This window comes from Streptomyces canus 299MFChir4.1 (assembly GCF_000383615.1).
Lineage (GTDB): Bacteria > Actinomycetota > Actinomycetes > Streptomycetales > Streptomycetaceae > Streptomyces > Streptomyces canus_C.
Map to the genome: position 1 here is coordinate 314,415 of NZ_KB911582.1, position 20,319 is coordinate 334,733.

Annotated in this window: 18 protein-coding genes; 7 read left to right on the top strand and 11 right to left on the bottom strand. The window is 69.7% G+C overall.

The annotated features are described in order from the left end of the window. The first annotated feature begins 32 nt into the window (after positions 1 to 32). Entirely contained in the window at positions 33 to 659 is a 627-nt protein-coding gene (locus H293_RS0101400) for a DedA family protein (protein WP_020116096.1), read from the top strand. On the opposite strand, the gene H293_RS0101405 is transcribed toward H293_RS0101400, so the two are convergent. The 3 genes from H293_RS0101405 to H293_RS0101415 are packed head-to-tail and all read right to left on the bottom strand — an operon-like array spanning position 634 to position 5,115. Beyond that, the gene (locus tag H293_RS0101405) at positions 634 to 1,458 is read right to left on the bottom strand and encodes an HAD family hydrolase (RefSeq protein WP_020116097.1); all 825 of its coding nucleotides are present in this window, start codon (positions 1,456 to 1,458) and stop codon (positions 634 to 636) included. The genes H293_RS0101400 and H293_RS0101405 overlap by 26 nt on opposite strands. Further along, a complete protein-coding gene (locus tag H293_RS0101410; protein ID WP_028807446.1) occupies positions 1,458 to 3,926 on the bottom strand; it encodes a phosphoribosyltransferase in 2,469 nt (822 codons plus the stop codon). The genes H293_RS0101405 and H293_RS0101410 overlap by 1 nt, the downstream gene beginning before the upstream one ends. Before the next feature lie 25 nt (positions 3,927 to 3,951). Next, positions 3,952 to 5,115, bottom strand: a complete 1,164-nt coding sequence (locus H293_RS0101415) for an HpcH/HpaI aldolase/citrate lyase family protein (RefSeq protein WP_020116099.1) — start codon at positions 5,113 to 5,115, stop codon at positions 3,952 to 3,954. Between the two features lie 206 nt (positions 5,116 to 5,321). Between H293_RS0101415 and H293_RS0101420 the strand changes: the two genes are divergently transcribed. Then, positions 5,322 to 6,125, top strand: a complete 804-nt coding sequence (locus H293_RS0101420; RefSeq protein ID WP_020116100.1) for a TerD family protein — start codon at positions 5,322 to 5,324, stop codon at positions 6,123 to 6,125. Between the two features lie 6 nt (positions 6,126 to 6,131). Here the strand turns inward: H293_RS0101420 and H293_RS0101425 are convergent, their stop codons facing one another. The 6 genes from H293_RS0101425 to H293_RS0101450 all read right to left on the bottom strand — a co-directional run bounded on the left by H293_RS0101425 (position 6,132) and on the right by H293_RS0101450 (position 10,604). Then, a complete protein-coding gene (locus H293_RS0101425) occupies positions 6,132 to 6,869 on the bottom strand; it encodes a TerD family protein (protein ID WP_020116101.1) in 738 nt (245 codons plus the stop codon). Positions 6,870 to 6,957: 88 nt separating this feature from the next. Beyond that, positions 6,958 to 8,106 carry a DUF475 domain-containing protein gene (locus H293_RS0101430; RefSeq protein WP_020116102.1) on the bottom strand — a complete coding sequence of 383 codons (1,149 nt, stop codon included), beginning with the start codon at positions 8,104 to 8,106 and terminating at the stop codon, positions 6,958 to 6,960. 125 nt (positions 8,107 to 8,231) lie between these two features. Further along, positions 8,232 to 8,807 carry a TerD family protein gene (locus H293_RS0101435; RefSeq protein ID WP_020116103.1) on the bottom strand — a complete coding sequence of 192 codons (576 nt, stop codon included), beginning with the start codon at positions 8,805 to 8,807 and terminating at the stop codon, positions 8,232 to 8,234. A gap of 125 nt (positions 8,808 to 8,932) precedes the next feature. Beyond that, on the bottom strand, positions 8,933 to 9,508 hold the full coding sequence (locus H293_RS0101440; RefSeq protein WP_007381726.1) for a calcium homeostasis/redox stress adaptation protein: 576 nt from the start codon (positions 9,506 to 9,508) through the stop codon (positions 8,933 to 8,935). A gap of 95 nt (positions 9,509 to 9,603) precedes the next feature. Beyond that, positions 9,604 to 10,062: a peroxiredoxin gene (locus H293_RS0101445; RefSeq protein WP_007381727.1), complete on the bottom strand. Its 459-nt coding sequence runs from the start codon at positions 10,060 to 10,062 to the stop codon at positions 9,604 to 9,606. 110 nt (positions 10,063 to 10,172) lie between these two features. Next, on the bottom strand, positions 10,173 to 10,604 hold the full coding sequence (locus H293_RS0101450) for a DUF3052 domain-containing protein (protein ID WP_020116104.1): 432 nt from the start codon (positions 10,602 to 10,604) through the stop codon (positions 10,173 to 10,175). 342 nt (positions 10,605 to 10,946) lie between these two features. Between H293_RS0101450 and aceE the strand changes: the two genes are divergently transcribed. Then, positions 10,947 to 13,679, top strand: a complete 2,733-nt coding sequence (gene aceE / locus H293_RS0101455) for a pyruvate dehydrogenase (acetyl-transferring), homodimeric type (protein ID WP_020116105.1) — start codon at positions 10,947 to 10,949, stop codon at positions 13,677 to 13,679. A gap of 102 nt (positions 13,680 to 13,781) precedes the next feature. After that, positions 13,782 to 14,519 carry a potassium channel family protein gene (locus H293_RS0101460; RefSeq protein ID WP_020116106.1) on the top strand — a complete coding sequence of 246 codons (738 nt, stop codon included), beginning with the start codon at positions 13,782 to 13,784 and terminating at the stop codon, positions 14,517 to 14,519. A 517-nt stretch (positions 14,520 to 15,036) separates the two neighbouring features. Here the strand turns inward: H293_RS0101460 and H293_RS0101465 are convergent. After that, positions 15,037 to 15,348, bottom strand: coding sequence for a hypothetical protein (locus tag H293_RS0101465; protein ID WP_028807447.1), 312 nt, complete (start codon positions 15,346 to 15,348; stop codon positions 15,037 to 15,039). A 259-nt stretch (positions 15,349 to 15,607) separates the two neighbouring features. Beyond that, entirely contained in the window at positions 15,608 to 17,227 is a 1,620-nt protein-coding gene (locus H293_RS0101470) for an MFS transporter (RefSeq protein WP_020116108.1), read from the bottom strand. Between the two features lie 66 nt (positions 17,228 to 17,293). Here H293_RS0101470 and H293_RS0101475 point away from each other — a divergent pair, with 66 nt between their 5' ends. The 3 genes from H293_RS0101475 to H293_RS0101485 are packed head-to-tail and all read left to right on the top strand — an operon-like array spanning position 17,294 to position 20,116. Beyond that, positions 17,294 to 17,929, top strand: coding sequence for a TetR family transcriptional regulator (locus H293_RS0101475; RefSeq protein WP_020116109.1), 636 nt, complete (start codon positions 17,294 to 17,296; stop codon positions 17,927 to 17,929). A 54-nt stretch (positions 17,930 to 17,983) separates the two neighbouring features. Then, complete coding sequence (locus H293_RS0101480; protein ID WP_020116110.1) at positions 17,984 to 19,201, top strand: alpha/beta hydrolase; 1,218 nt, start codon at positions 17,984 to 17,986, stop codon at positions 19,199 to 19,201. Positions 19,202 to 19,258: 57 nt separating this feature from the next. Further along, a complete protein-coding gene (locus tag H293_RS0101485; protein WP_020116111.1) occupies positions 19,259 to 20,116 on the top strand; it encodes a DUF4429 domain-containing protein in 858 nt (285 codons plus the stop codon). Positions 20,117 to 20,319: the final 203 nt, after the last annotated feature.

The following is a 20,319-nucleotide window of genomic DNA, read 5'->3' on the forward strand; positions in this document are numbered from 1 at the left end:
TGCCTTCAAGTCCGCGTCCCTAGCGTGGGCCCATGTCAGCCATCGACTGGGTCAACGGCCTCATGGACGCCCTCGGCGCGCCCGGCGCCGGGGTCGCCATCGCCCTGGAGAACCTCTTCCCGCCCATCCCGAGCGAGGCGATCCTGCCGCTCGCGGGCTTCGCGGTGAGCGCCGGCCGGATGAGCCTGGTCGCCGTGCTGCTGTGGACGACGGCGGGCTCGGTGATCGGCGCCCTCGCGCTCTACGGCGTCGGCGCGCTCCTCGGCCGGGACCGCACGGTGGCACTCGCGGCGCGGCTGCCCCTCGTCAGGGTCGCGGACATCGAGAGGACCGAGGCCTGGTTCCTGCGGCACGGCACCAAGGCGGTGTTCTTCGGCCGGATGGTCCCGGTCTTCCGCAGCCTCGTCTCGATCCCGGCCGGCGTCGAGCGCTTGCCGCTGCCGGTGTTCCTGACGCTCACCACGCTGGGCAGCGCCCTGTGGAACACGGCGTTCGTCCTCGCGGGCCACGCCCTGGGCGCCAACTGGACCCAGGTCACCGACGTCGTGTCCGCGTACTCGAAGGTCGTCCTTGTGGCCGCCGCGCTCGCGGTCGTGGCGTTCGTCGCCGTACGACTGCTGCGGCGGCCCTCGTCTACTGAGGCGTCCGAGCCGTCCTGAGCAGCTCCCGCAGGATCCGCTCCCCCGCCAGCACTCCCCGCTCCGGCAGCGCGCTGATCGCCGGAGCGGTCCAGTTCTCGTCCGCCAGCTCTCCGTGCCCCGGCCGCCAGCCCCGGTCGGCCGCGAGGAGCAGGTCGGTGTCGAGCAGCGAGTCGCCCGCGGCCAGCGTCAGGGCGGCCCCGGTACGCCGGGCCACCTCGCGCACGGCCGCGCTCTTGGTGAGCGGCTTGGGGACGGCGTAGATCTTGCGGCCCTGGAGGGAGACCGTCCAACCGCGGCTCTCGGCCCACACCGCGAGCTCCTTCACCCATTCCTCGGGCAGCAGTTCGCGCTCGACGACGAGGTAGGCGAAGAGGTCCTCGGCGATTCGGTGCTTGCGCAGCCACAAGGGGTCGGCCGTGGCCTGGAGGTGCGCGCTGATCTCGGCCAGCGAGGCGCACTCGTCGGCGAGGCGGGCGGTGACCCGTTCGTGCCAGTCGAGGTCGGTGACGCCGTCGACCAGCAGGTGGCCGCCGTTCGCGCAGATCGCGTAAGCGGGCGGCGGGCCGGGCAGGTTGATGCGCTGGTACTGCTTGCGGGTGCGCGTGGTCGTCGGCACGAAGACCGCCTCGTCCCCGAGCTCGCAGAGCAGTCCGGCCGCGGTCTCCGTCATGTACGACAGCGGCCTGCTCTCGTGCACCTCGACACAGAGCAGCCGGGGCGCCCGCGCGTCCGGCATGGTCAGCGCGAGGGCGGCGGCGGAGTAGATGAGCGTACGGTCGAGGTCGCTCGCGACCAGCACCGGAGCCTGGGCGGCCATCAGACCGACACCGCCTTGCCGTCGGCACCCGTCGCACCCCGCGTGTACTTGGGGTGGATCAACCCCACGCAGGTGTACGGGAGTTCGGCGACCTCTTCCACCGGGACACCTCTCTGCTCGGCCAACAGGCGTACGTGGTCCAGGTCCGCGCCCGCGCCTGCCCTGGCCAGGATCTTCCAGGGCACCCGGCGCAGCAGCACCCTGGTGGTCTCGCCGACGCCCGGCTTGACGAGGTTGACGTCGTGGATGCCGTACTCCTCGCTGATGCGCTCGACGGCGGCCCAGCCCTCCCAGGTGGGCTCGCGGTCGCCGGCCAGCAGTTCCTTCACGGTGGCGTCAACGGCGTCCACGACCTCGGGGAAACGGGCGGCGACGGCGTCCAGGAAGTCCACCGACACGTCCGCGCCCGCGAGTTCGCGGTAGAACTTCGCGCCGTGGAAGTCGTCCGGGCCGACCAGGTCCGCGCGCAGCACCGTGCGCGAGATCAGGCCCGACACCGTGGAGTTGAGGCAGGCGGAGGGGATGAGGAAGTCCTCACGGGTGCCGTACGTCCGCACGCACGAGCCCGGGTCGGCGAGTACGGCGATCTCCGGGTCGAAGCCCGGGGCGCCCCCCTCGGCCTCGAACTTCCGCACCGCTTCCGTCAGTTCACGGGTGATCGCGCCCTTGCCGGTCCAGCCGTCGACGAAGACGACGTCGGCCGGGTCGTGGTGGTCGGCCAGCCAGCGCAGGGCGTTGGCGTCGATGCCGCGGCCGCGGACGATCGAGACGGCGTAGTGCGGCAGGTCGAGACCGTGGCGGAACTGCGCCCAGCGGCGCATCAGGACGCCGACGGGGGTGCCGGCGCGGGCGAGCGAGACGAGGACCGGGCGGGGCGAGCGCTCCTGGAGCACGATCTCCGTGACCGCGCCGACGGCCTGGGCGAGCCTCGCCGAGGACTCCCCGAGGGCCGTCCGGAACAGCTCCTGGTACTGGTCGCTCGGCTGGTACTCCATCGGCAGCGACTCCGCGTAGTGCGCGCCGCCGCTCTGGATGGCCTCCTCGCGCTCCTCGGTCGGCGCCTCCAGGGTGACGTCCGAGAGGTCCTGGAGCAGCCAGCCGACGTCCTCCGGGGCGTAGGAGGAGAAGGCGGGGCCGCGGAGGGGCTCGGGGGGCATGGGGGGCCTTTCGGGGGTGTAGCTGGGGACGACCGCGAGGGTGACGTGCGGGGTGTGCTCGGCGAGCCGCGCCAGGAGGCCGTCGGGGGCGTGCAGTTCGGGGGTGTCGGCGGTGGAGTCGACGACCACGACCACCGCGTCGAAATCGGCGCCGGCGACGTTGTAGGCGTAGCGCTCGCCAGGGCCGTCGGCCGGGTTGTCGTGGGCGGGGAAGGTGAGACGCGTGCGGATCGCGTATCCCGGGTCGTCCACGGCCAGGACGGGTGAGCGGGTGGTCGTGGAGTAGGTCACGCCGACGCCTTCAGCGACCTGTTCGAGCTCGCGGGCGAGCCTGAGGGGGGCGTACATCAGCTCTTCGAAGCCGAGGATGTGCACGCGGTGCGCGTCTTGCGGCAGCGCCTCGGCGAGCCTTGCGGCCATGGCGGGGAGCGCGGACTCCAGGCGTATTCGGTGTGCCGGGGTGAAGCCGTGGCGGCCGCCGTCGGGGAGGTCTCGGGGCCACGACAGGTCTGTACGGTGGATTGCCGGGTGCGGGCGGGTGGGGGCTGGTCGCGCAGTTCCCCGCGCCCCTGAGTTGGCATCCTCATACCTCGTTACAAGGTCCTGCCCCTTCTCCAACACGCCCTCCGGCAGTCTCACGCTGCCCGAGGCCGCCGCCACCAGGTCGACCCGCGCGTCTATCTCCCGCGCGAAAGCCTCCAATCGCCCCGCGTCCGCCTCCGAACGCATGTCGACCAACGCGACCACCACGTACCGCTCCCGCGGGTACCGGTCGTGCAGATCCCTGATCGTGTTCAGGACCGTGTTGCCCGTCGAGAACTCGTCGTCGACCAGGACCAGGGGCCCCTCGCCGGCCAGGAGCGCGGGGTCCTCCGGGAGGAGCAGATGGCTCGTGGCGTGGGAGTGGGATTCCTCGAAGCCGCCCGCGGGGGCCACGCCGGGGACCGGGCGGCGGGTGGAGTGGAGGTAGGGGGCGAGGGCGATGCCGTCGGCGACGGAGTGGCCGAGGCCCGTCGCCGTCTCCGCGTAGCCGAGGACGACCGCCCGGGCCGCCTCCTCGTCGCCCAGCAGGTCGCGCACCCGGCGGCCCAGTGCGAAGCCATGGCCGTAGACGACCGAGGGCGACTGCGGGACGTGCTTGCCCAGCACGTGGGAGACCAGCAGATGGGCCCGCTTGGGGTTGCGGCGCAGTGCCAGTCCCAGCAGGTCGGTGAGCCGGTCGTCGCCCACGAGTTCGACGCCGAGCCGGTCGGCGACCCACGTCCCCGACCAGACCCCGCCCGGCGTCCCGTCGTTCACTGCCTTGTTCATGCGTCCCTTGGTGTCCACGAAATGATCAGCCGGAGATTCCGGCGGCGAGCAGCTCCACGAAGCCGATGTCCTCGTTGGCCACCCCGAAGACCTCTGCGCGCAGCAGGGTCCGCTCGGCCCAGGCGCGATGCGGCTTCACTTCGTTCATCTTGTTCGTGTACTGCGATCTCAGCACCCCGCCGCCGCCCCGCTCGGGGCGCAGGATGTCCTGCGCGTCGCTGAATTCCTCGTGGCTGACCACGGACAGCGCGTGCACGGGCAGTACATGGGAGGGGTGGATGCAGGTCTTGCCGAGCAGGCCGTTGGCCTGGTCGAGGGTGATCTCGCGCAGCAGGCCGTCCATGGCGTGCTCGATGAGCGCCTCGCGCAGTTCCTCGGCCTGGCCCTCCAGGAAGGGGCTGCGGCGCAGCTGCGGCTTGAACATGCGCTCCTGGACCCGGAAGTACTCCCAGACCGGCCCGGTCACGGTGAACCCGGTGCCGTCGGCGCGGCCCAGCATGTTCACCACGTCGGCGATCACGGAGGCGACGATCTGGACGTCCCAGGCGGTCATGTCGGGGGCGCGGCGCAGGCCGTAGGAGGAGCAGAAGTCGGTGACGCCGAGCCGGAGGGCCAGGACCCGCTCACGGTACTTGTCGACCGCGCGGGCGATGCCCTCCAGGGTCTCTACGCGCGTCTCCCGGTAGAGCAGCTCCGGCGACTCCAGCACCGGCATCGCGAACAGCCGGTGCCCGCTCGCGACCTCGGCGGCGGAAAGGGCCTCCAGGAAGGGGATGCCGCGCTCCTCGGTGAACTTCGGAAGCACGAATCCGGACAGCAGCCGGACCGCGGGACCGAGCCGGCACACGAGATCGGGGATCTGCTCGGGGGCGCGGACCCGGATGAAGAGCAGCGGGAGATCCACCCGGCGCTCCGCCAGGTCCGTGAACTGCCGGACCAGGTTCTCCTCACCCTCGGCGACGTCCTCGTCACCGATCGAGTCTTCCAGGCACAGCACCATAGAGACCACGCCGCGTCCGGTCTGCTTGACGATGTCGTCGGCGAGCCGCGGCCGCGTGGCCGGACTGTAGAGCGTGGCGCCCAGGGCCGCGGAGAGCAGCCGGGCCGGGGAGTCCGCGGTGAACTCGCACGGCTCCTGGTGGAAGAGGCGCTGACGCACCTCAGGGGCGATGTGCCCGAAATGACGCATATGACTCCCCCGTGGTAGCTGCGCCGCCTGTAAAGGGTGCGCAGGTGGCCGGTAATAGTACGTAGGTACCCATGTCCGAGGTTCCCACCGGGCATGAATTTCAGGTAACGCAGACAAGCACGGCCGTGTCGACACCGGTACGAGACGAACCGGTGTCGCGCACCCCCGCGTTGTCGTGATCAGGACCGAGAGGGCAGGATGACCGCATGACGCACGCCATGCTGAAGGGGTCGAACGTCCCGCTGGAAGCCACCACGGTACGCGCCGTGCTGCGCTGGGCGCCCGGGCAGGGGGTCCCGGTCGTCGACGCCTCGGCGCTGCTCCTCGGCCCCGACGGCCGTGTGCGGTCCGACGAGGACTTCGTCTTCTACAACCAGCCCCGGCATCCCTCCGGGAAGGTCTGGCTTCTCGGCAAGAAACGCGTCGCCGAGGGCCCCACCGACACGATCCAGACAGATCTCGCCGGTGTCGAGCCCGGCGTCAGCCAGATTCTCCTGGTCGCCTCGACGGACGACACGTCCGCCGAGGACGCCACCTTCGGCCGGGTGCAGGGCCTGTGCATCCTGCTGTACGACGCCTCGGTCGCCGACGGCGAGCCGCTGGTCTCCTTCGACATCAAGCCGGAGACGGGCAGGGAGACGGCCCTGATCTGCGGCGAGCTGTACCGCCGCGGCGAGGGCTGGAAGTTCCGCGCCCTGGGCGAGGGCTATCTGGAGGGTCTGCAGGGCCTGGCCACGGACTACGGCATCGTGGTGGACGAGTCAGACTCCGCGGAGCCCCCGTCCCAGCCCGAGCCGACGTCGTTCCCGCTCCCCCCGGAGCAGCCGACCCAGTCGGCCTCCTCGGTCCCCACCCAGGCGGCCTACGGCTACCCCCAGTCGCCGACCCCGGCCACGGCCCCCGTGGCAGCGGCGTCCGGTTACGGCTACCCGCACCCGGTGCCGCCCGCGGTCCCCGCGGGCGCGGAGTTCCGCATGCCTCCCCAGGGGCCGCAGTTCATCGGGCGGTAGGGGCGCTCACCGGTCCGCCTTCGACTTGTATCCCCGCCCCCACTGCAACCCCCAGCCGTACAACCGGTCCAGCTCGCCCTGGAACCCGTACACGAACTGCACCTCGCGCCGCACGATGAGCTCGTCCTTGACGTTCTCGATCATCACGACGGCGCAGGACCGGGCCTGAGGGTGCCGCTCGTCGAGGCCTATCTCGATGCGCGGCCCGTTGCTCGGGTACAGCGTCACGATGGCGTGCGTACGGTCGAACGCCGGCGTCTGGTCGTAGATGTACACGAAGACCAGCAGCCGCTTGATCTGGTCCCGGTGGTCGAGGTTGACGTACATCGTCTCGCCGGACGCCGAGCCGAACCGGTCGTCCCCGCTGAGCTTCACGTACGGCGGCGCGTTGACGTCTCCCAGCAGGCCGCCGAGGGGCTGGACGACCCCCTTGGTGCCGTCGGCCAGCTCGTACAGGCAGCCGAGGTCGAGGTCGACGTTGACCATGCTCTGGCTGTGCCCGAGGACCTCCGGCGGCCTGAGCGCCTTGAAGGGGTGCCGCAGCAGCGATTCCCGCTGGGAGCCCCCGATGTCGGAGGTCCGCATCCGCCAGGTCAGGTTGACGCGCAGGTTCCCGGTCGCCGCGCCCTGCTTGGTGAGCGAGACCCGGTTGTGCCGCTTGGTCAGTTCGATGGCGTTGCTGGCCGCGCTGCCCGAGTCGAAGTCGACCTCGCGGCCGCCCCGGAGTCCGTCCAAGAAGCCCATTCCCGCCCCCATGTTCACTTTGGAGAAAACCGGCGGGGCGGCCGGAGGCCGGCCGCCCCGCTCAGAGCGTTCCTCACCAGGAAGGGTGTCACACCCCGGACGAGACCTCAGTCTTCTCGTCCGAGCCCGCGGCTTTTCCCTCCGCGGCCGCGAGCGCCCTGTTGCGGCGTACGGAGGACAGGAAGGACCAGCCGATCAGGAGGACCCCGACGAGGCCGGTGATGATCTCGTGGATCTCGTACTGGATGGTGACCATGAGGATCACGGCGAGGGCGCCGATCGCGTAGTGCGCGCCGTGCTCCAGGTAGACGTAGTCGTCGAGGGTGCCCTGGCGGACCAGGTACACGGTCAGGGACCGGACGTACATCGCGCCGATGCCCAGGCCCAGCGCCATCAGGACGATGTCGTTGGTGATGGCGAACGCGCCGATCACGCCGTCGAAGGAGAAGGAGGCGTCGAGGACCTCCAGGTACAGGAACATGAAGAACGCGGCCTTGCCGGCCATCAGGACCGCCGACTTGGACTCGCCCTCGCGCTCGGCCCGTTCCTCCTCCTCGTGCTCGCGTTCCTCGTCCTCTTCGAGCTTGTCCTCGAAGTAGCCGGAGAGTCCGCCGACCACCATGTAGGTGATCAGGCCCGCGATACCGGAGATCAGGACGGTCTGCGCCTTGTCGACATGCGCTCCGCCGTGCTGGTGGGCGTGGGTCGCGAAGGTAAAGGCGGTGACCAGCAGGACGACCAGCGCGATGCAGACCGACAGCATGTCGACCTTGCCGAGCTTGGCGAGCGGCCGCTCGATCCAGCGCAGCCACTGGATGTCCCGGTCCTCGAAGATGAAGTCCAGGAAGATCATCAGCAGGAACATGCCACCGAACGCGGCGATCGCCGGGTGCGCGTCGGTGACCAGCTCCTGGTATTGGTCCTTGTTGTTGAGCGCGAGGTCGACCGCCTCGATGGGCCCCATCTTGGCGCTGATCGCGACGATCACGACCGGGAAGACCAGCCGCATGCCGAACACGGCGATCAGGACGCCGACCGTGAGGAAGATGCGCTGCCAGAAGGCGTTCATCTTCTTCAGGATTCCGGCGTTGACCACCGCGTTGTCGAACGACAGCGAGATCTCGAGGATGGAGAGGATCGCCACGACACCGAAGCCCTCCCACCCCCCGTAGAGGACCGCAGCGACCAAGCCGAGCGCGGTGACCGCGAACGACCAGCCGAAGGTTTTGACAACCACTGGCTACCCAATCCGTACGTGCACGGGATTCCCTCGTGCCGCACTCGGCTTTACGAAACTTTGAAGCGAAGTGTAGTCGGGCACCTCCGAAGCCCGACCCGGCCCCGGCTTTTGCTCATATCGCGTTACGAGACGTTGACCCCGAAGTCGAGGGCGATGCCCCTCAGGCCCGAGGCGTACCCCTGTCCCACCGCTCTGAACTTCCACTCGCCCTGGTGGCGGTAGAGCTCGCCGAAGATCATCGCGGTCTCGGTGGAGGCGTCCTCGGAGAGGTCGTAGCGGGCCAGTTCCTGGCCGTCGGCCTGGTTGACCACCCGGATGAAGGCATTGCTGACCTGGCCGAAGGTCTGGCCGCGGTTGTCGGCGTCGTGGATCGACACCGGGAAGACGATCTTGTCGCACCGGTCCGGCACCTGGGAGAGGTCGACCAGGATCGACTCGTCGTCGCCCTCGCCCTCACCGGTGAGGTTGTCACCGGTGTGCTCGACCGAGCCGTCCGGGCTCTTGAGCTGGTTGTAGAAGACGAAGTACTCGTCACCCAGGACCCGCCCGCTGCTGCACATCAGGGCGCTGGCGTCGAGGTCGAAGTCGGCTCCGGTGGTGGAGCGCGCGTCCCAGCCGAGTCCGACCATCACCTGGGTGAGGTTGGGGGCGGCCTTGGACAGGGAGACGTTCCCTCCCTTGGCGAGCGTGACGCCCATGTGCTGTTCCCTCCCCGAGAGTGTGTTTCTGTGCTGTTCCTGCACGTCCGGCGCCGCACGCAAACCGTGCGGCGCCGGACGAAGAGGGCCGGGGCAGGTCCGAGGACCTGCCCGGTGGACGGGTCCTAGACGTTGACTCCGAAGTCCTGGGCGATACCGCGCAGGCCCGAGGCGTAGCCCTGGCCGATGGCGCGGAACTTCCACTCCGCGCCGTTGCGGTAGAGCTCGCCGAAGACCATGGCCGTCTCGGTGGAGGCGTCCTCGGAGAGGTCGTAGCGCGCGATCTCCGCCTCGCCGGCCTGGTTCACGACGCGGATGAACGCGTTGCGCACCTGGCCGAAGGACTGCTGGCGGTTCTCGGCGTCGTAGATCGAGACCGGGAACACGATCTTGTCGACGTCGGCCGGGACGGCGGCGAGGTTGACCTTGATCTGCTCGTCGTCGCCCTCTCCCTCACCGGTGATGTTGTCACCGGTGTGCTCGACCGAGCCGTCCGCGCTCTTGAGGTTGTTGAAGAAGACGAAGTTCGCGTCGCTGGCGACCTTGCCGGCCGCGTTCAGCAGCAGCGCGCTGGCGTCCAGGTCGAAGTCGGTGCCGGTCGTGGTGCGGACGTCCCACCCCAGACCGACGATGACCGCGGTCAGGCCCGGGGCCTCCTTGGTCAGCGATACGTTGCCGCCCTTGCTGAGGCTGACTCCCACGAGTCCTCCATAGGTTGCTGTTTCTGATGCTGCCGGATCAACGTTTCGATCCTAGTGACGGGTTCCCCGCACACGCAGTCCCTGGAGGCGAACAATCACAGGGTGTCGAGCGCCTTCACGTACTCGTTCAGGTCGCGGGCGTCCGGCAGGGCGTTGACGACGGTCCAGCGGACCACGCCCTCCTTGTCGATGACGAAGGTGCCGCGCACCGCGCAGCCCTTGTCCTCGGCGAAGACGCCGTAGGCCCGGGAGACCTCGCCGTGCGGCCAGAAGTCGCTGAGCAGCGGGTACTCCAGGCCCTCCTGCTCGGCGAAGACGCGCAGGGTGTGGATGGAGTCGTTGGAGACGGCGAGCAGCTGGGTGTCGCGGTCGGAGAACTGCGGCAGGTTGTCACGCAGCTCGCACAGCTCACCGGTGCAGACGCCGGTGAAGGCGAAGGGGTAGAAGAGCAGCACGACGTTCTGGGCGCCGCGGAAGTCGGACAGCTTCACGGTCCGGCCGTGGTTGTCCTTGAGCTCGAAGTCGGGGGCCTTTTCGCCGACCTGGATCGCCATCGCGTGGATGTCCCTTCGGGGGGCTGTTCGAGTGACAGGCCCACCCTACGCAGCGATCACGGCAGGAAAGCGGACGGGCCGGTCGCGCCGGCCCGTCCGGTCCTGCAGGGCTACTTCTTGGACTTGGCCGCCTTGGGCGTCACCAGCCGGCTGCCACTCCAGTCCTTGCCCACGCTGACGCTCTTGGAGGCGGACAGGCCTGCCGTCGTCGCGGCTTCGGAGATGTCACTCGGCTCCACGTAGCCGTCTCGGCCGGTCTTCGGCGTCAGCAACAAGATCGAGCCGCCCTCCTCGATGTACGTGGTGGCGTCCACCAGCACATCGGTCAGGTCGCCGTCCTCGTCACGGAACCAGAGCACCACGGCATCGGCGACGTCGTCGTAATCCTCGTCCACAAGGTCGCTGCCGATGACTTGCTCGATGGCCTCGCGGAGTTCCTGGTCTACGTCGTCGTCGTAGCCGATCTCCTGGACCACCTGCTCGGGCTGGAACCCCAGCCTCACGGCAGGGCTCGTCTCCGCGTGGTCCGCGGTCGCGCTCACGGGTTGCCTCCTGATCTTGTCTTTGGGTATGTCTCAGCCACGCGCGTGCGCGAAGCATTGGCCGTAGTCCACACGGGCGGGGCGGATCGCGCAAGTACCCGGCGTTTCAGACCGCCGAAACGGTGACGTTCCGGAACGTGTCGCCCAACTCCTGGCACATCATCGCGCTCACGTCGTGACGCATGCCACACCTTTCTGCCCTCTTTGCGTGTTTGGGAACCATACCCGGCTGCGGACCCTCGGGTTACCCCGGAGTAGAGATGACGTTTGGCCCCCCGAGGTACACGATGGGGAGCGGTGCAGACATACGGAAATACGGCCCTCTGACAGGTAAGGAACAGCGTGGCTTCCGGATCCGATCGCAACCCGATCATCATTGGCGGCCTTCCGAGTCAGGTTCCTGACTTCGATCCCGAGGAAACCCAGGAGTGGCTCGACTCCCTCGACGCCGCCGTGGACGAGCGCGGCCGGGAACGGGCCCGCTACCTGATGCTGCGGCTCATCGAGCGGGCCCGCGAGAAGCGCGTGGCCGTGCCCGAGATGCGCAGCACGGACTACGTGAACACCATCCCGACCAGGGCGGAGCCGTTCTTCCCGGGCAACGAGGAGATCGAGCGCAAGATCCTGAACGCCACCCGGTGGAACGCGGCCGTGATGGTCTCGCGCGCCCAGCGTCCCGGGATCGGCGTCGGCGGGCACATCGCCACCTTCGCGTCCTCCGCGTCCCTCTACGACGTCGGCTTCAACCACTTCTTCCGCGGCAAGGACGAGGGCGACGGCGGCGACCAGGTCTTCTTCCAGGGCCACGCCTCCCCGGGCATCTACGCACGTGCGTTCCTGCTCGACCGCCTCAGCGAGGACAACCTCGACGGGTTCCGCCAGGAGAAGTCGAAGGCGCCGCACGGGCTGTCCTCGTACCCGCACCCGCGCCTCATGCCGGATTTCTGGGAGTTCCCGACCGTGTCGATGGGCCTCGGCCCGATCGGCGCGATCTACCAGGCGCGGATGAACCGCTATATGCACGCGCGCGGGATCGCCGACACGAGCAAGTCCCATGTGTGGGCGTTCCTCGGCGACGGCGAGATGGACGAGCCCGAGTCGCTCGGCCAGCTCACCATCGCCGCCCGTGAGGGCCTGGACAACCTGACCTTCGTCGTCAACTGCAACCTCCAGCGCCTCGACGGCCCGGTGCGCGGCAACGGCAAGGTCATCCAGGAGCTGGAGTCGGTCTTCCGGGGCGCCGGCTGGAACGTCATCAAGCTGATCTGGGACCGGACCTGGGACCCACTGCTCGCACAGGACCGCGACGGCATCCTGGTCAACCGGATGAACACCACCCCGGACGGCCAGTTCCAGACCTACGCCACCGAGTCCGGGGCCTACATCCGCGAGCACTTCTTCGGTGACGACCAGCGGCTGCGCGCCATGGTCGAGGGCATGACCGACGACCAGATCCTGCACCTGGGCCGCGGCGGTCACGACCACAAGAAGATCTACGCGGCGTTCAAGGCGGCCGTGGAGCACACGGGCCAGCCGACGGTCATCCTCGCCAAGACGGTCAAGGGCTGGACGCTGGGCCCGAACTTCGAGGGCCGCAACGCCACGCACCAGATGAAGAAGCTGACGGTCGACGACCTCAAGGGCTTCCGCGACCGGCTGCACCTGCCGATCTCCGACAAGGAGCTGGAGAGCGGCGCCCCGCCGTACTTCCACCCGGGCCCGAACTCGGAAGAGATCCAGTACATGCACGACCGCCGCAAGAGTCTCGGCGGATACGTCCCGACGCGTGTCGTGCGCGCGAAGCCGCTCGCACTGCCCGAGGACAAGACGTACGCGACCGTGAAGAAGGGCTCCGGGCAGCAGTCGATCGCCACCACCATGGCCTTCGTACGACTGCTCAAAGACCTCATGCGGGACAAGGAGCTCGGCAAGAGGTTCGTCCTGATCGCGCCGGACGAGTACCGCACCTTCGGCATGGACTCGTTCTTCCCGAGCGCGAAGATCTACAACCCGCTCGGCCAGCAGTACGAGTCGGTCGACCGGGAGCTGCTGCTCGCGTACAAGGAGTCGCCGACGGGTCAGATGCTGCACGACGGCATCTCCGAGGCGGGCTGCACGGCCTCCCTCATCGCGGCGGGTTCGGCCTACGCCACGCACGGCGAGCCCTTGATCCCGGTCTACGTCTTCTACTCGATGTTCGGTTTCCAGCGCACCGGCGACCAGTTCTGGCAGATGGCCGACCAGCTGGCGCGCGGATTCGTGCTGGGTGCGACCGCGGGCCGTACGACGCTGACCGGTGAGGGGCTCCAGCACGCGGACGGCCACTCGCAGCTGCTCGCCTCGACCAACCCGGGCTGTGTGGCGTACGACCCGGCGTTCGGGTTCGAGATCGCGCACATCGTGCAGGACGGTCTGCGCCGGATGTACGGCCCGGACAGCGAGGACGTCTTCTACTACCTCACCGTCTACAACGAGCCCATCCAGCACCCGGCCGAGCCGGAGAACGTGGACGCCGAGGGCATCCTCAAGGGCGTCTACCGCTTCAGCGAGGGCGTCTCGGGGTCGATCCCGGCGCAGATCATGGCGTCCGGTGTGGCCGTGCCGTGGGCGGTCGAGGCGCAGAAGATCCTCGCCGAGGACTGGGACGTCAAGGCGGACGTCTGGTCGGCGACCTCCTGGAACGAACTGCGGCGCGAGGCCGTGGCCTGCGAGGAGTACAACCTGCTGCACCCGGAGGAGGAGCAGCGGGTGCCGTACGTGACGCGGAAGCTGGCCGGGGCGCAGGGTCCGTTCGTGGCCGTCTCCGACTGGATGCGGTCGGTTCCCGACCAGATCGCGCGGTGGGTGCCGGGCACGTACCAGTCGCTGGGCGCCGACGGGTTCGGCTTCGCGGACACCCGGGGTGCGGCGCGGCGGTTCTTCCACATCGACGCGCAGTCGATCGTGGTGGGCGTGCTGACGGAGCTGGCGCGGGAGGGCAAGGTGGACCGGTCGGTGCTGAAGCAGGCGATCGACCGGTACCAGTTGCTGGATGTCTCGGCGGCTGACCCCGGGGCGGCTGGAGGCGACGCGTAGTTCTCCGGCTGCGGGTGCGTGGGGGCTGGTCGCGCAGTTCCCCGCGCCCCTTCAGGGCGCCTGCCACGCCCTGCCCCTTTACCGTTTCTCTACGATGCGGACATGAAGGAACAGTCGGCGCAGACTCGTTGGGAACAGCACACCCAGCGGCCCCTTCTGGCGCTCGCGGTGCTGTTCGCCGTCGCCTACGCCGTGCCGATCGTGGACACCTCGGCGGGGCATTCGCTGACGGCGGCGTGCACGGTGGTCGAGTGGGTGGTGTGGGGGGTGTTCGCCGTCGACTACCTCATGCGGTTGTCGCTCTCCCGGGACCGCCGCGGATTCGTACGGCAGCACTGGATGGACCTGTGCGCCGTGGTGGTGCCGCTCATACAGCCCCTGCGCCTGCTGCGGCTCGTCTCCACGCTGCTGCTGGTGGGGCGGCGGGCGCGGATGGCCTCGCAGATCAGGGTGACGACGTACGTCGGCGGGGCGGTCGTCGGGCTGCTGATGTTCGGCTCGCTGGCCGTGCTCTCGGTGGAGCGGGACTCCCCGAACGGGAACATCCGCACACTGGGTGACGCGGTGTGGTGGTCCTTCACGACCATGACGACCGTGGGCTACGGCGACCACGCCCCGACGACCGGCCTGGGCCGCATGATCGCGGTCGGGCTCATGCTGTCCGGCATCGCCCTGCTGGGTGTGGTGACCGCGAACATCGCCGCGTGGTTCATCGAGCGCTTCGAGAAGGACGACGTGGAGGAACGCGAGCAAACGGAGGCGATCAGAGCCCTGACGGAGGAGGTCCGCGCGCTACGAGCCGAGGTGGCGGCCCTGCGCAAGACGTCCGTCGGGGGCTGACGGGGCCTCCACGGAGGGCGCGGCCGACTCGGGCACCCACCCCGGGGGCGACCCCGCAGACGGATGACGGGCCCCGGGACGGAGGCGGCCCATCGCGAGCCGCCCGCAGATGATCGCGACGGGCCGAGGATGAAGCCGGCAGGAAGAAGCCCGCGATCGCGCAGACACCGACCCCTCTGGGTGCACCCCCAGACCCCCACCCCCGGCGATGATCGCGACCGGGCCGAGGATGAAGCCGGCACGAAGAAACCGGCGATCGCACGGATACCGGCCCCTCCGGAGAACCGTCCCGGAGCCGTACAGCCGTCGGTAGACATGAGGCGGGCCCGCGATCGCGCACACACCGGCCCCTCTGGGCGCACCCCCAGCACCCCCAGCACCCCGGAGATGATTCCGAGCGCCGCGCGGGCCGGCCCGGTCCGTGACCACCTGGCGTCCCGGGAGCCGCGCAGCCGTCGGCAGACATGGGCGGGCCCCCGGTCGTCCCACCGGGGGCCCTTCCCTCACGCGCCCCGGGTCAGAACAACCCGCTGCCCGGGGAGGCCGCTCCGACGAGCCAGATGATCGCCAGGAGCGTGTCGATGGCGCCCAGTACGAAGGCGACCAGAGCAGGCCAGGCACGACTTCCGCCCGACCAGGTGCGGCCCATGGCAAGCCAGCCGCAGACGATCGCGACGGGGCCGAGGATGATGCCCAGTACGAAGAAACCCGCGATCGCGCAGATGACTCCGATGATTCCGAGCGTCGCGCGATCCGGCCCGGTCCGTGACCACGTCCGGCCACGTGATCGGGGGTACCTGCGCGTTCCGTGTCCGAAGCCCGCCATCATCAACTCCCTGACACCCTTGGTTGGTTGGGTTCGTCTCGGGTTCAACGATGCGAGTACCCCGGTCCCCGGGGTTAATCCTCCGGCCTTGCGGCGCGCCGCCCCCCTCCGGCAGCGCGCCGCAGCGCCGTCCGCCCTCCGCGGCGTACGAGCGTGCCGTGCGGAGGGCTTGACTTACTGTGACCTGCGGCGCGTACCGGAGGCGAGAAATCTTTAGCCTCTTCACCCTGATAGGCGAAGTTCGCTGACGTCTCGTCAGGCGTCAGATGTGGCCGACGCCCGCACCCGCCTCCGCGTTCACGCCGCGCTTGGTGAGCAGGGCGACGAGGACCGCGAACGCGGCGACTCCCGCGGCGACCAGGGACGCGAGGCTCATGCCGGAGATGAAGGTGTCGTGGGCGACATCGGTGATCTTCGCGACGATCTCCGGCGGGGTCCCCTTGGCGACCGGGGCCACGCCCACCTGGACCGCCTCCGACGCCTGGTCCAGCTGGGCCGGCGTCAGCGCCGGCAGACCCGCGTCCTTCCAGTTGCCCGCGAGGTCGCCGTCCACCTTGGAGGCCATCACGGCGCCGAGGACGGCCGTACCGAGGCTGCCGCCGATCTGCATCGCGGCCTGCTGGAGACCGCCGGCCACACCGGAGAGCTCCATGGGCGCGTTGCCCACGATGACCTCGGTGGCACCGACCATCACCGGCGCGAGGCCGAGGCCGAGGAGCACGAACCACAGGGACATGACCGCGCTGCCGGTGCCCGTATCCAGCGTGGACATCCCGAACATGGCGATCGCGACGGACGCCATACCGCCGGCCAGCGGGATGCGGGGGCCGAGCTTGGTGATCAGCACACCCGCGAGCGGGGAGCCGACGATCAACATCCCGGTCAGCGGGAGCAGATGGAGACCGGCGTCGATCGGGCTCATGCCGTGCACGTTCTGGAGGTAGAAGGTCACGAAGAACAGGCCGCCCAAGAACGCGATCGCCATGAGGACCATGAGGACCACACCCGCGGAGAGCGCCACCGAGCGGAACAGCCCGAGCGGGATCAGCGGCTCCTTGACCTTCGTCTCCCAGAGGGCGAACAGCCCGAAGCCCACGACGGAGGCGACGATGAAGGTCCAGGTCAGTCCGTCGCCCCAGCCCCAGGTCGGGGCCTTGATGAGCGCCCACACCAGGCAGAACATGGCGGCGGACAGCAGGGCTATGCCCAGGAGGTCGAAGGAGCGCGGGGCGTTCTCGGCGCGGTGGTCGAGGAGGATCAGCACCCCGAGGACGAGGGCGAGGACACCCACCGGCACGTTGATGAAGAACACCGACTGCCAGTTGACGTGTTCGACCAGGACACCGCCGAGGATCGGGCCGCCGGCGGTGGAGGCGCCGATGACCATGCCCCAGATGCCGATGGCCATGTTGAGCTTCTCGGCCGGGAAGGTGGCCCGCAGCAGACCGAGCGCGGCCGGCATCAGCAGGGCGCCGAACAGGCCCTGCAGGACACGGAAGGTGACGACCGCGGCGATGCTGCTGGACAGTCCGATCGCGCCCGAGGCGGCGGCGAAGCCGACGACGCCGATCAGGAAGGTCTGGCGGTGGCCGAAGCGGTCACCGAGCTTGCCGGCGGTGATCAGGGCGACCGCCAGCGCGAGGAAGTAGCCGTTGGTGATCCACTGGACGTCCGCGAAGCTCGCCTTGAGGTCGGCCTGGATGGCCGGGTTGGCGATGGCCACGATGGTGCCGTCGAGGGCCACCATCATGACCCCGACGGCCACGGTCAGCAGGGTGAGCCAAGGGTGGCCGCGCAGTCCCGAGGCGGCCGGCTGATCCGACGGGGACTGTGACGCCCGGTCCCCCGGCCCCGTCGTGTCGATGGTGGTCTGACTAGTCATGTGTTCGAGGCTAGTGACAGCCGCTGACAATTGACAAACCAATTCACAAGTCGGTAACTGACACCAATGGACACACTGCGCGAACGCAAGAAACAGCGCACCCGGGAGGCACTGCTGCGGGTGGCGATCGAGCTGTTCACCACCCGGGGCTACGAGCAGACGACCGTCGACGACATCGCCGACGCCGTCGGGGTCTCGCAGCGCACCTTCTTCCGCTACTTCGCCGGCAAGGAGGACGCGGCGCTCGCCCTGGACGCGATGACGGTGAGCAACTTCGTCGACTCCGTACGCGCGCGTCCGCCGCACGAACCCCCGCTGGAGGCGCTGCGCCAGGCCGTGCTCCAGGGGTGGGACACGCTGCACGAGGTCGTCGAGTCGGTCGTGCCGGTGGAGCGGTTCCTCGGCATGTACCGGGTGATCGAGTCGACGCCCGTACTGCTCGCCGCGCATCTGCGGCGCTCGGCCGAGGTCGAGGAGGTGCTCACCCGGGTGCTGGCCGAGCGCGAGGGCCTCGACGCGGCCACCGACCCGCGGCCCAGGCTGCTGGTGGCCGTCTTCAGCGGAGTGATGCGGGTGACGGAACGGCAGTGGTCGACCGACGGGGAGTTCAGCCTGGAGGCGATGCGCGCGCTGACGGTCTCCCACCTCGAACTGCTGGGTCCCGCGCTGACCGGCACGTGGGTCCCCTACACCAAAACGTGATACCCGTCACTCGATTAACCCGAGACCGTCCCGTTCTCCTAGTGTGTCCTTTCAGTGACTTCCTTCGACACCTCCCCGCAACTCAACGTCTGGCGCGCACTGCTCGCGCTGGCCGTGGTGTTCGTGATGCTGGCGACCACCGGCTGGACCGCCCTGCGCAACCAGCGGGAGGCCGGTCCGCTCCAGGCCTCGCTCGAGTCCTGGGCGCACGGCCGCCTCCACGGGCACCGGCTGCCCGACCCGGACACCGGCCCCGCCCAGCTCACACGCTTCTTCGCCGCGCTCGGCTCCCAGGAGCGGGTCCGCCTCGCCCAGCGCTACCCGCTCGCGGTCGGCAACATGAACGGCGCCCCCGTCGCCCTGCGCTACCAGGCCAACCGCCTCGCGCTCCTCCAGGCCCGTGCCGTCGAGCGCACCCGCATGCACGACGCCCGGCTCACGCCGGCCGGTCAGCAGGAGGCGGGCCGCCGTATGCACCGCTTCGAGGCGCTGACCGCCCCGGAGCGCCACATCCTCGCCTTCGACCCCGACGGCTCCGGCCGGGTCGCCGAGGTCTTCGGCGACCTCGGCTCGGCAGAGCGGGTCTCCGTCGTCGTGCCCGGCGTCGACACCGACGTGCTCACCTTCCAGCGCACGAATCGCAGTTACTCCGCGCCGGTCGGCATGGCCCAGGCCCTCTACCGGGCCGAGCGGAAGGCGAGCCCGGCCACGCGTACGGCGGTGATCGCCTGGGCGGACTACACGGCACCCGCAGGACTCGGCATCGACTCGGCCACCGCGATGCGCGCCGAGAACGGCGCCGTCCGGCTGAACGCACTGGTGCGGGCGCTGCCCGGCACCTCGCCCGTCTCCCTGTTCTGCCACAGCTACGGCTCGGTGGTGTGCGGGGTGGCCGCGCACAAGCTGCCCGGCCGGGTGGCCGACATCGCGGTGGCCGGCAGCCCCGGGATGCGGGTCTCCAACGCCGCCCATCTGCGCACCACCGCACGGGTGTGGGCGATGCGGGACGCCGACGACTGGATCCAGGACGTGCCGTACCTGGAGGTGGGCGGGCTCGGCCACGGCGCCGACCCGGTGTCCTCCGCGTTCGGCGCGCGCGTGCTGTCCGCGCAGGGTGCGGACGGTCACGCCGGTTACTTCGAGCCCGGAACGGAGAGCCTGTTCAACTTCGCCGAGATCGGCATTGGCGCGTACCGCTCGGTGCAGTGCGCCCACGAGGACGAAGCCTGTCGCGCCGGTTTGTCCGGCACGGCCACGGCCGGACGCGCGTAGAGGCCGCAGGAAGTGCGGTCTGCGCGAGGAGGGACGAAGCAGCTCGTGCCGAATACGATGACCCGCATGGGTGACGTACTGGCCGGATTTCATGCCGCCTGGGAGTTCGAGTCCGACTCCGTGCTCATCCGCTACGAAAGGGGGATTCGCACACCGAAGCTCTTCCAGGCGCTCGGGGAACGACGGATCCCGCTGGAGGCGATCTCCGGGGTGACGCTGACTCCCGGCAAGCGGGGCACGGTGGTGCTGCACGCCGAGCCGCGGCCCGGGGCGGACCCGCTCATGGAGGCGGCGGCGGGGCAGCTGAAGGAAGGCTGCGACCCCTACCGGCTGGTGCTGCCGGCCGACAAGGAGACGCTCGCCGAGTACTACACGGACGAGCTGCGCGCCCTCCTGAAGGAGGACGACGAGCCGGCGGAACGATTCCTGGTACCCGCGCCCGAGGTGCCGTTGCAGTTCAAGGCGTACGACGGCAAGGCGAGCTTCGACGGCAGTACCGTGCGCTTCCGCTGGTTCTGGACAGGGGCGTCCTCGGCGAAGTGGAAGGCCGGCGACCAGAATTTTCCGGTCTCCGAGCTGACGGGTGTCGAGTGGCGGTCGCCGGAGGTCTTCGAGGGGCATCTGCGGTTGCTCCGCGGCGAGCCGGGCCCGGTGCAGGCGGACCAGGATCCGGCGGCCGTGGTGTTCGGGCTCGGGTACGGGCCGGTCCATGAGTCCCTGCCGTTCGCGGCGGCGGTCCTCGCGGCCGTACGGCGACGAGGGCCCGCGGCGGCGGTCCCGGCCGCGACCGCGCCGCGCCGGGACCCCGCCGACATCGCCGAGCGCATCCGCCACCTCGGAGAACTGCACCAGGCCGGCCTGGTCACCGACGAGGAGTTCTCCGTGAAGAAGGCGGAGTTGCTGGCGGAGCTGTGAGGTTCGTTGTCGGGTGCGGGACGGCGGGGGCTAGGGCCTGTTGCGAAAGTGGCCTCTGCCGCGCGACGCCCGGCACGCTCCCCCGGAGGGGGGACCCCCACTCGCCGCACCGCCCGAAAGCCCGAGTACGCCCAGCACGAGGGCTTCCGGCCGGCGCGCCGAGAGCACGCACCGAACGCCGCGCGGCCGCCCTCCGGGCGACG

What these genes read in the sequence shown, in the direction of transcription:
- H293_RS0101415 (WP_020116099.1), bottom strand. Translation starts at nt 5,115, where the DNA reads ATGCGTCATTTCGGGCACATCGCCCCTGAGGTGCGTCAGCGCCTCTTC.
- H293_RS0101465 (WP_028807447.1), bottom strand. Translation starts at nt 15,348, where the DNA reads ATGATGGCGGGCTTCGGACACGGAACGCGCAGGTACCCCCGATCACGT.
- H293_RS0101445 (WP_007381727.1), bottom strand. Translation starts at nt 10,062, where the DNA reads ATGGCGATCCAGGTCGGCGAAAAGGCCCCCGACTTCGAGCTCAAGGAC.
- H293_RS0101420 (WP_020116100.1), top strand. Translation starts at nt 5,322, where the DNA reads ATGACGCACGCCATGCTGAAGGGGTCGAACGTCCCGCTGGAAGCCACC.
- H293_RS0101460 (WP_020116106.1), top strand. Translation starts at nt 13,782, where the DNA reads ATGAAGGAACAGTCGGCGCAGACTCGTTGGGAACAGCACACCCAGCGG.
- H293_RS0101485 (WP_020116111.1), top strand. Translation starts at nt 19,259, where the DNA reads ATGACCCGCATGGGTGACGTACTGGCCGGATTTCATGCCGCCTGGGAG.
- H293_RS0101405 (WP_020116097.1), bottom strand. Translation starts at nt 1,458, where the DNA reads ATGGCCGCCCAGGCTCCGGTGCTGGTCGCGAGCGACCTCGACCGTACG.
- H293_RS0101470 (WP_020116108.1), bottom strand. Translation starts at nt 17,227, where the DNA reads ATGACTAGTCAGACCACCATCGACACGACGGGGCCGGGGGACCGGGCG.
- H293_RS0101425 (WP_020116101.1), bottom strand. Translation starts at nt 6,869, where the DNA reads ATGGGCTTCTTGGACGGACTCCGGGGCGGCCGCGAGGTCGACTTCGAC.
- H293_RS0101400 (WP_020116096.1), top strand. Translation starts at nt 33, where the DNA reads ATGTCAGCCATCGACTGGGTCAACGGCCTCATGGACGCCCTCGGCGCG.
- H293_RS0101475 (WP_020116109.1), top strand. Translation starts at nt 17,294, where the DNA reads ATGGACACACTGCGCGAACGCAAGAAACAGCGCACCCGGGAGGCACTG.
- H293_RS0101410 (WP_028807446.1), bottom strand. Translation starts at nt 3,926, where the DNA reads ATGAACAAGGCAGTGAACGACGGGACGCCGGGCGGGGTCTGGTCGGGG.
- H293_RS0101435 (WP_020116103.1), bottom strand. Translation starts at nt 8,807, where the DNA reads ATGGGCGTCACGCTCGCCAAGGGAGGGAACGTCTCCCTGTCCAAGGCC.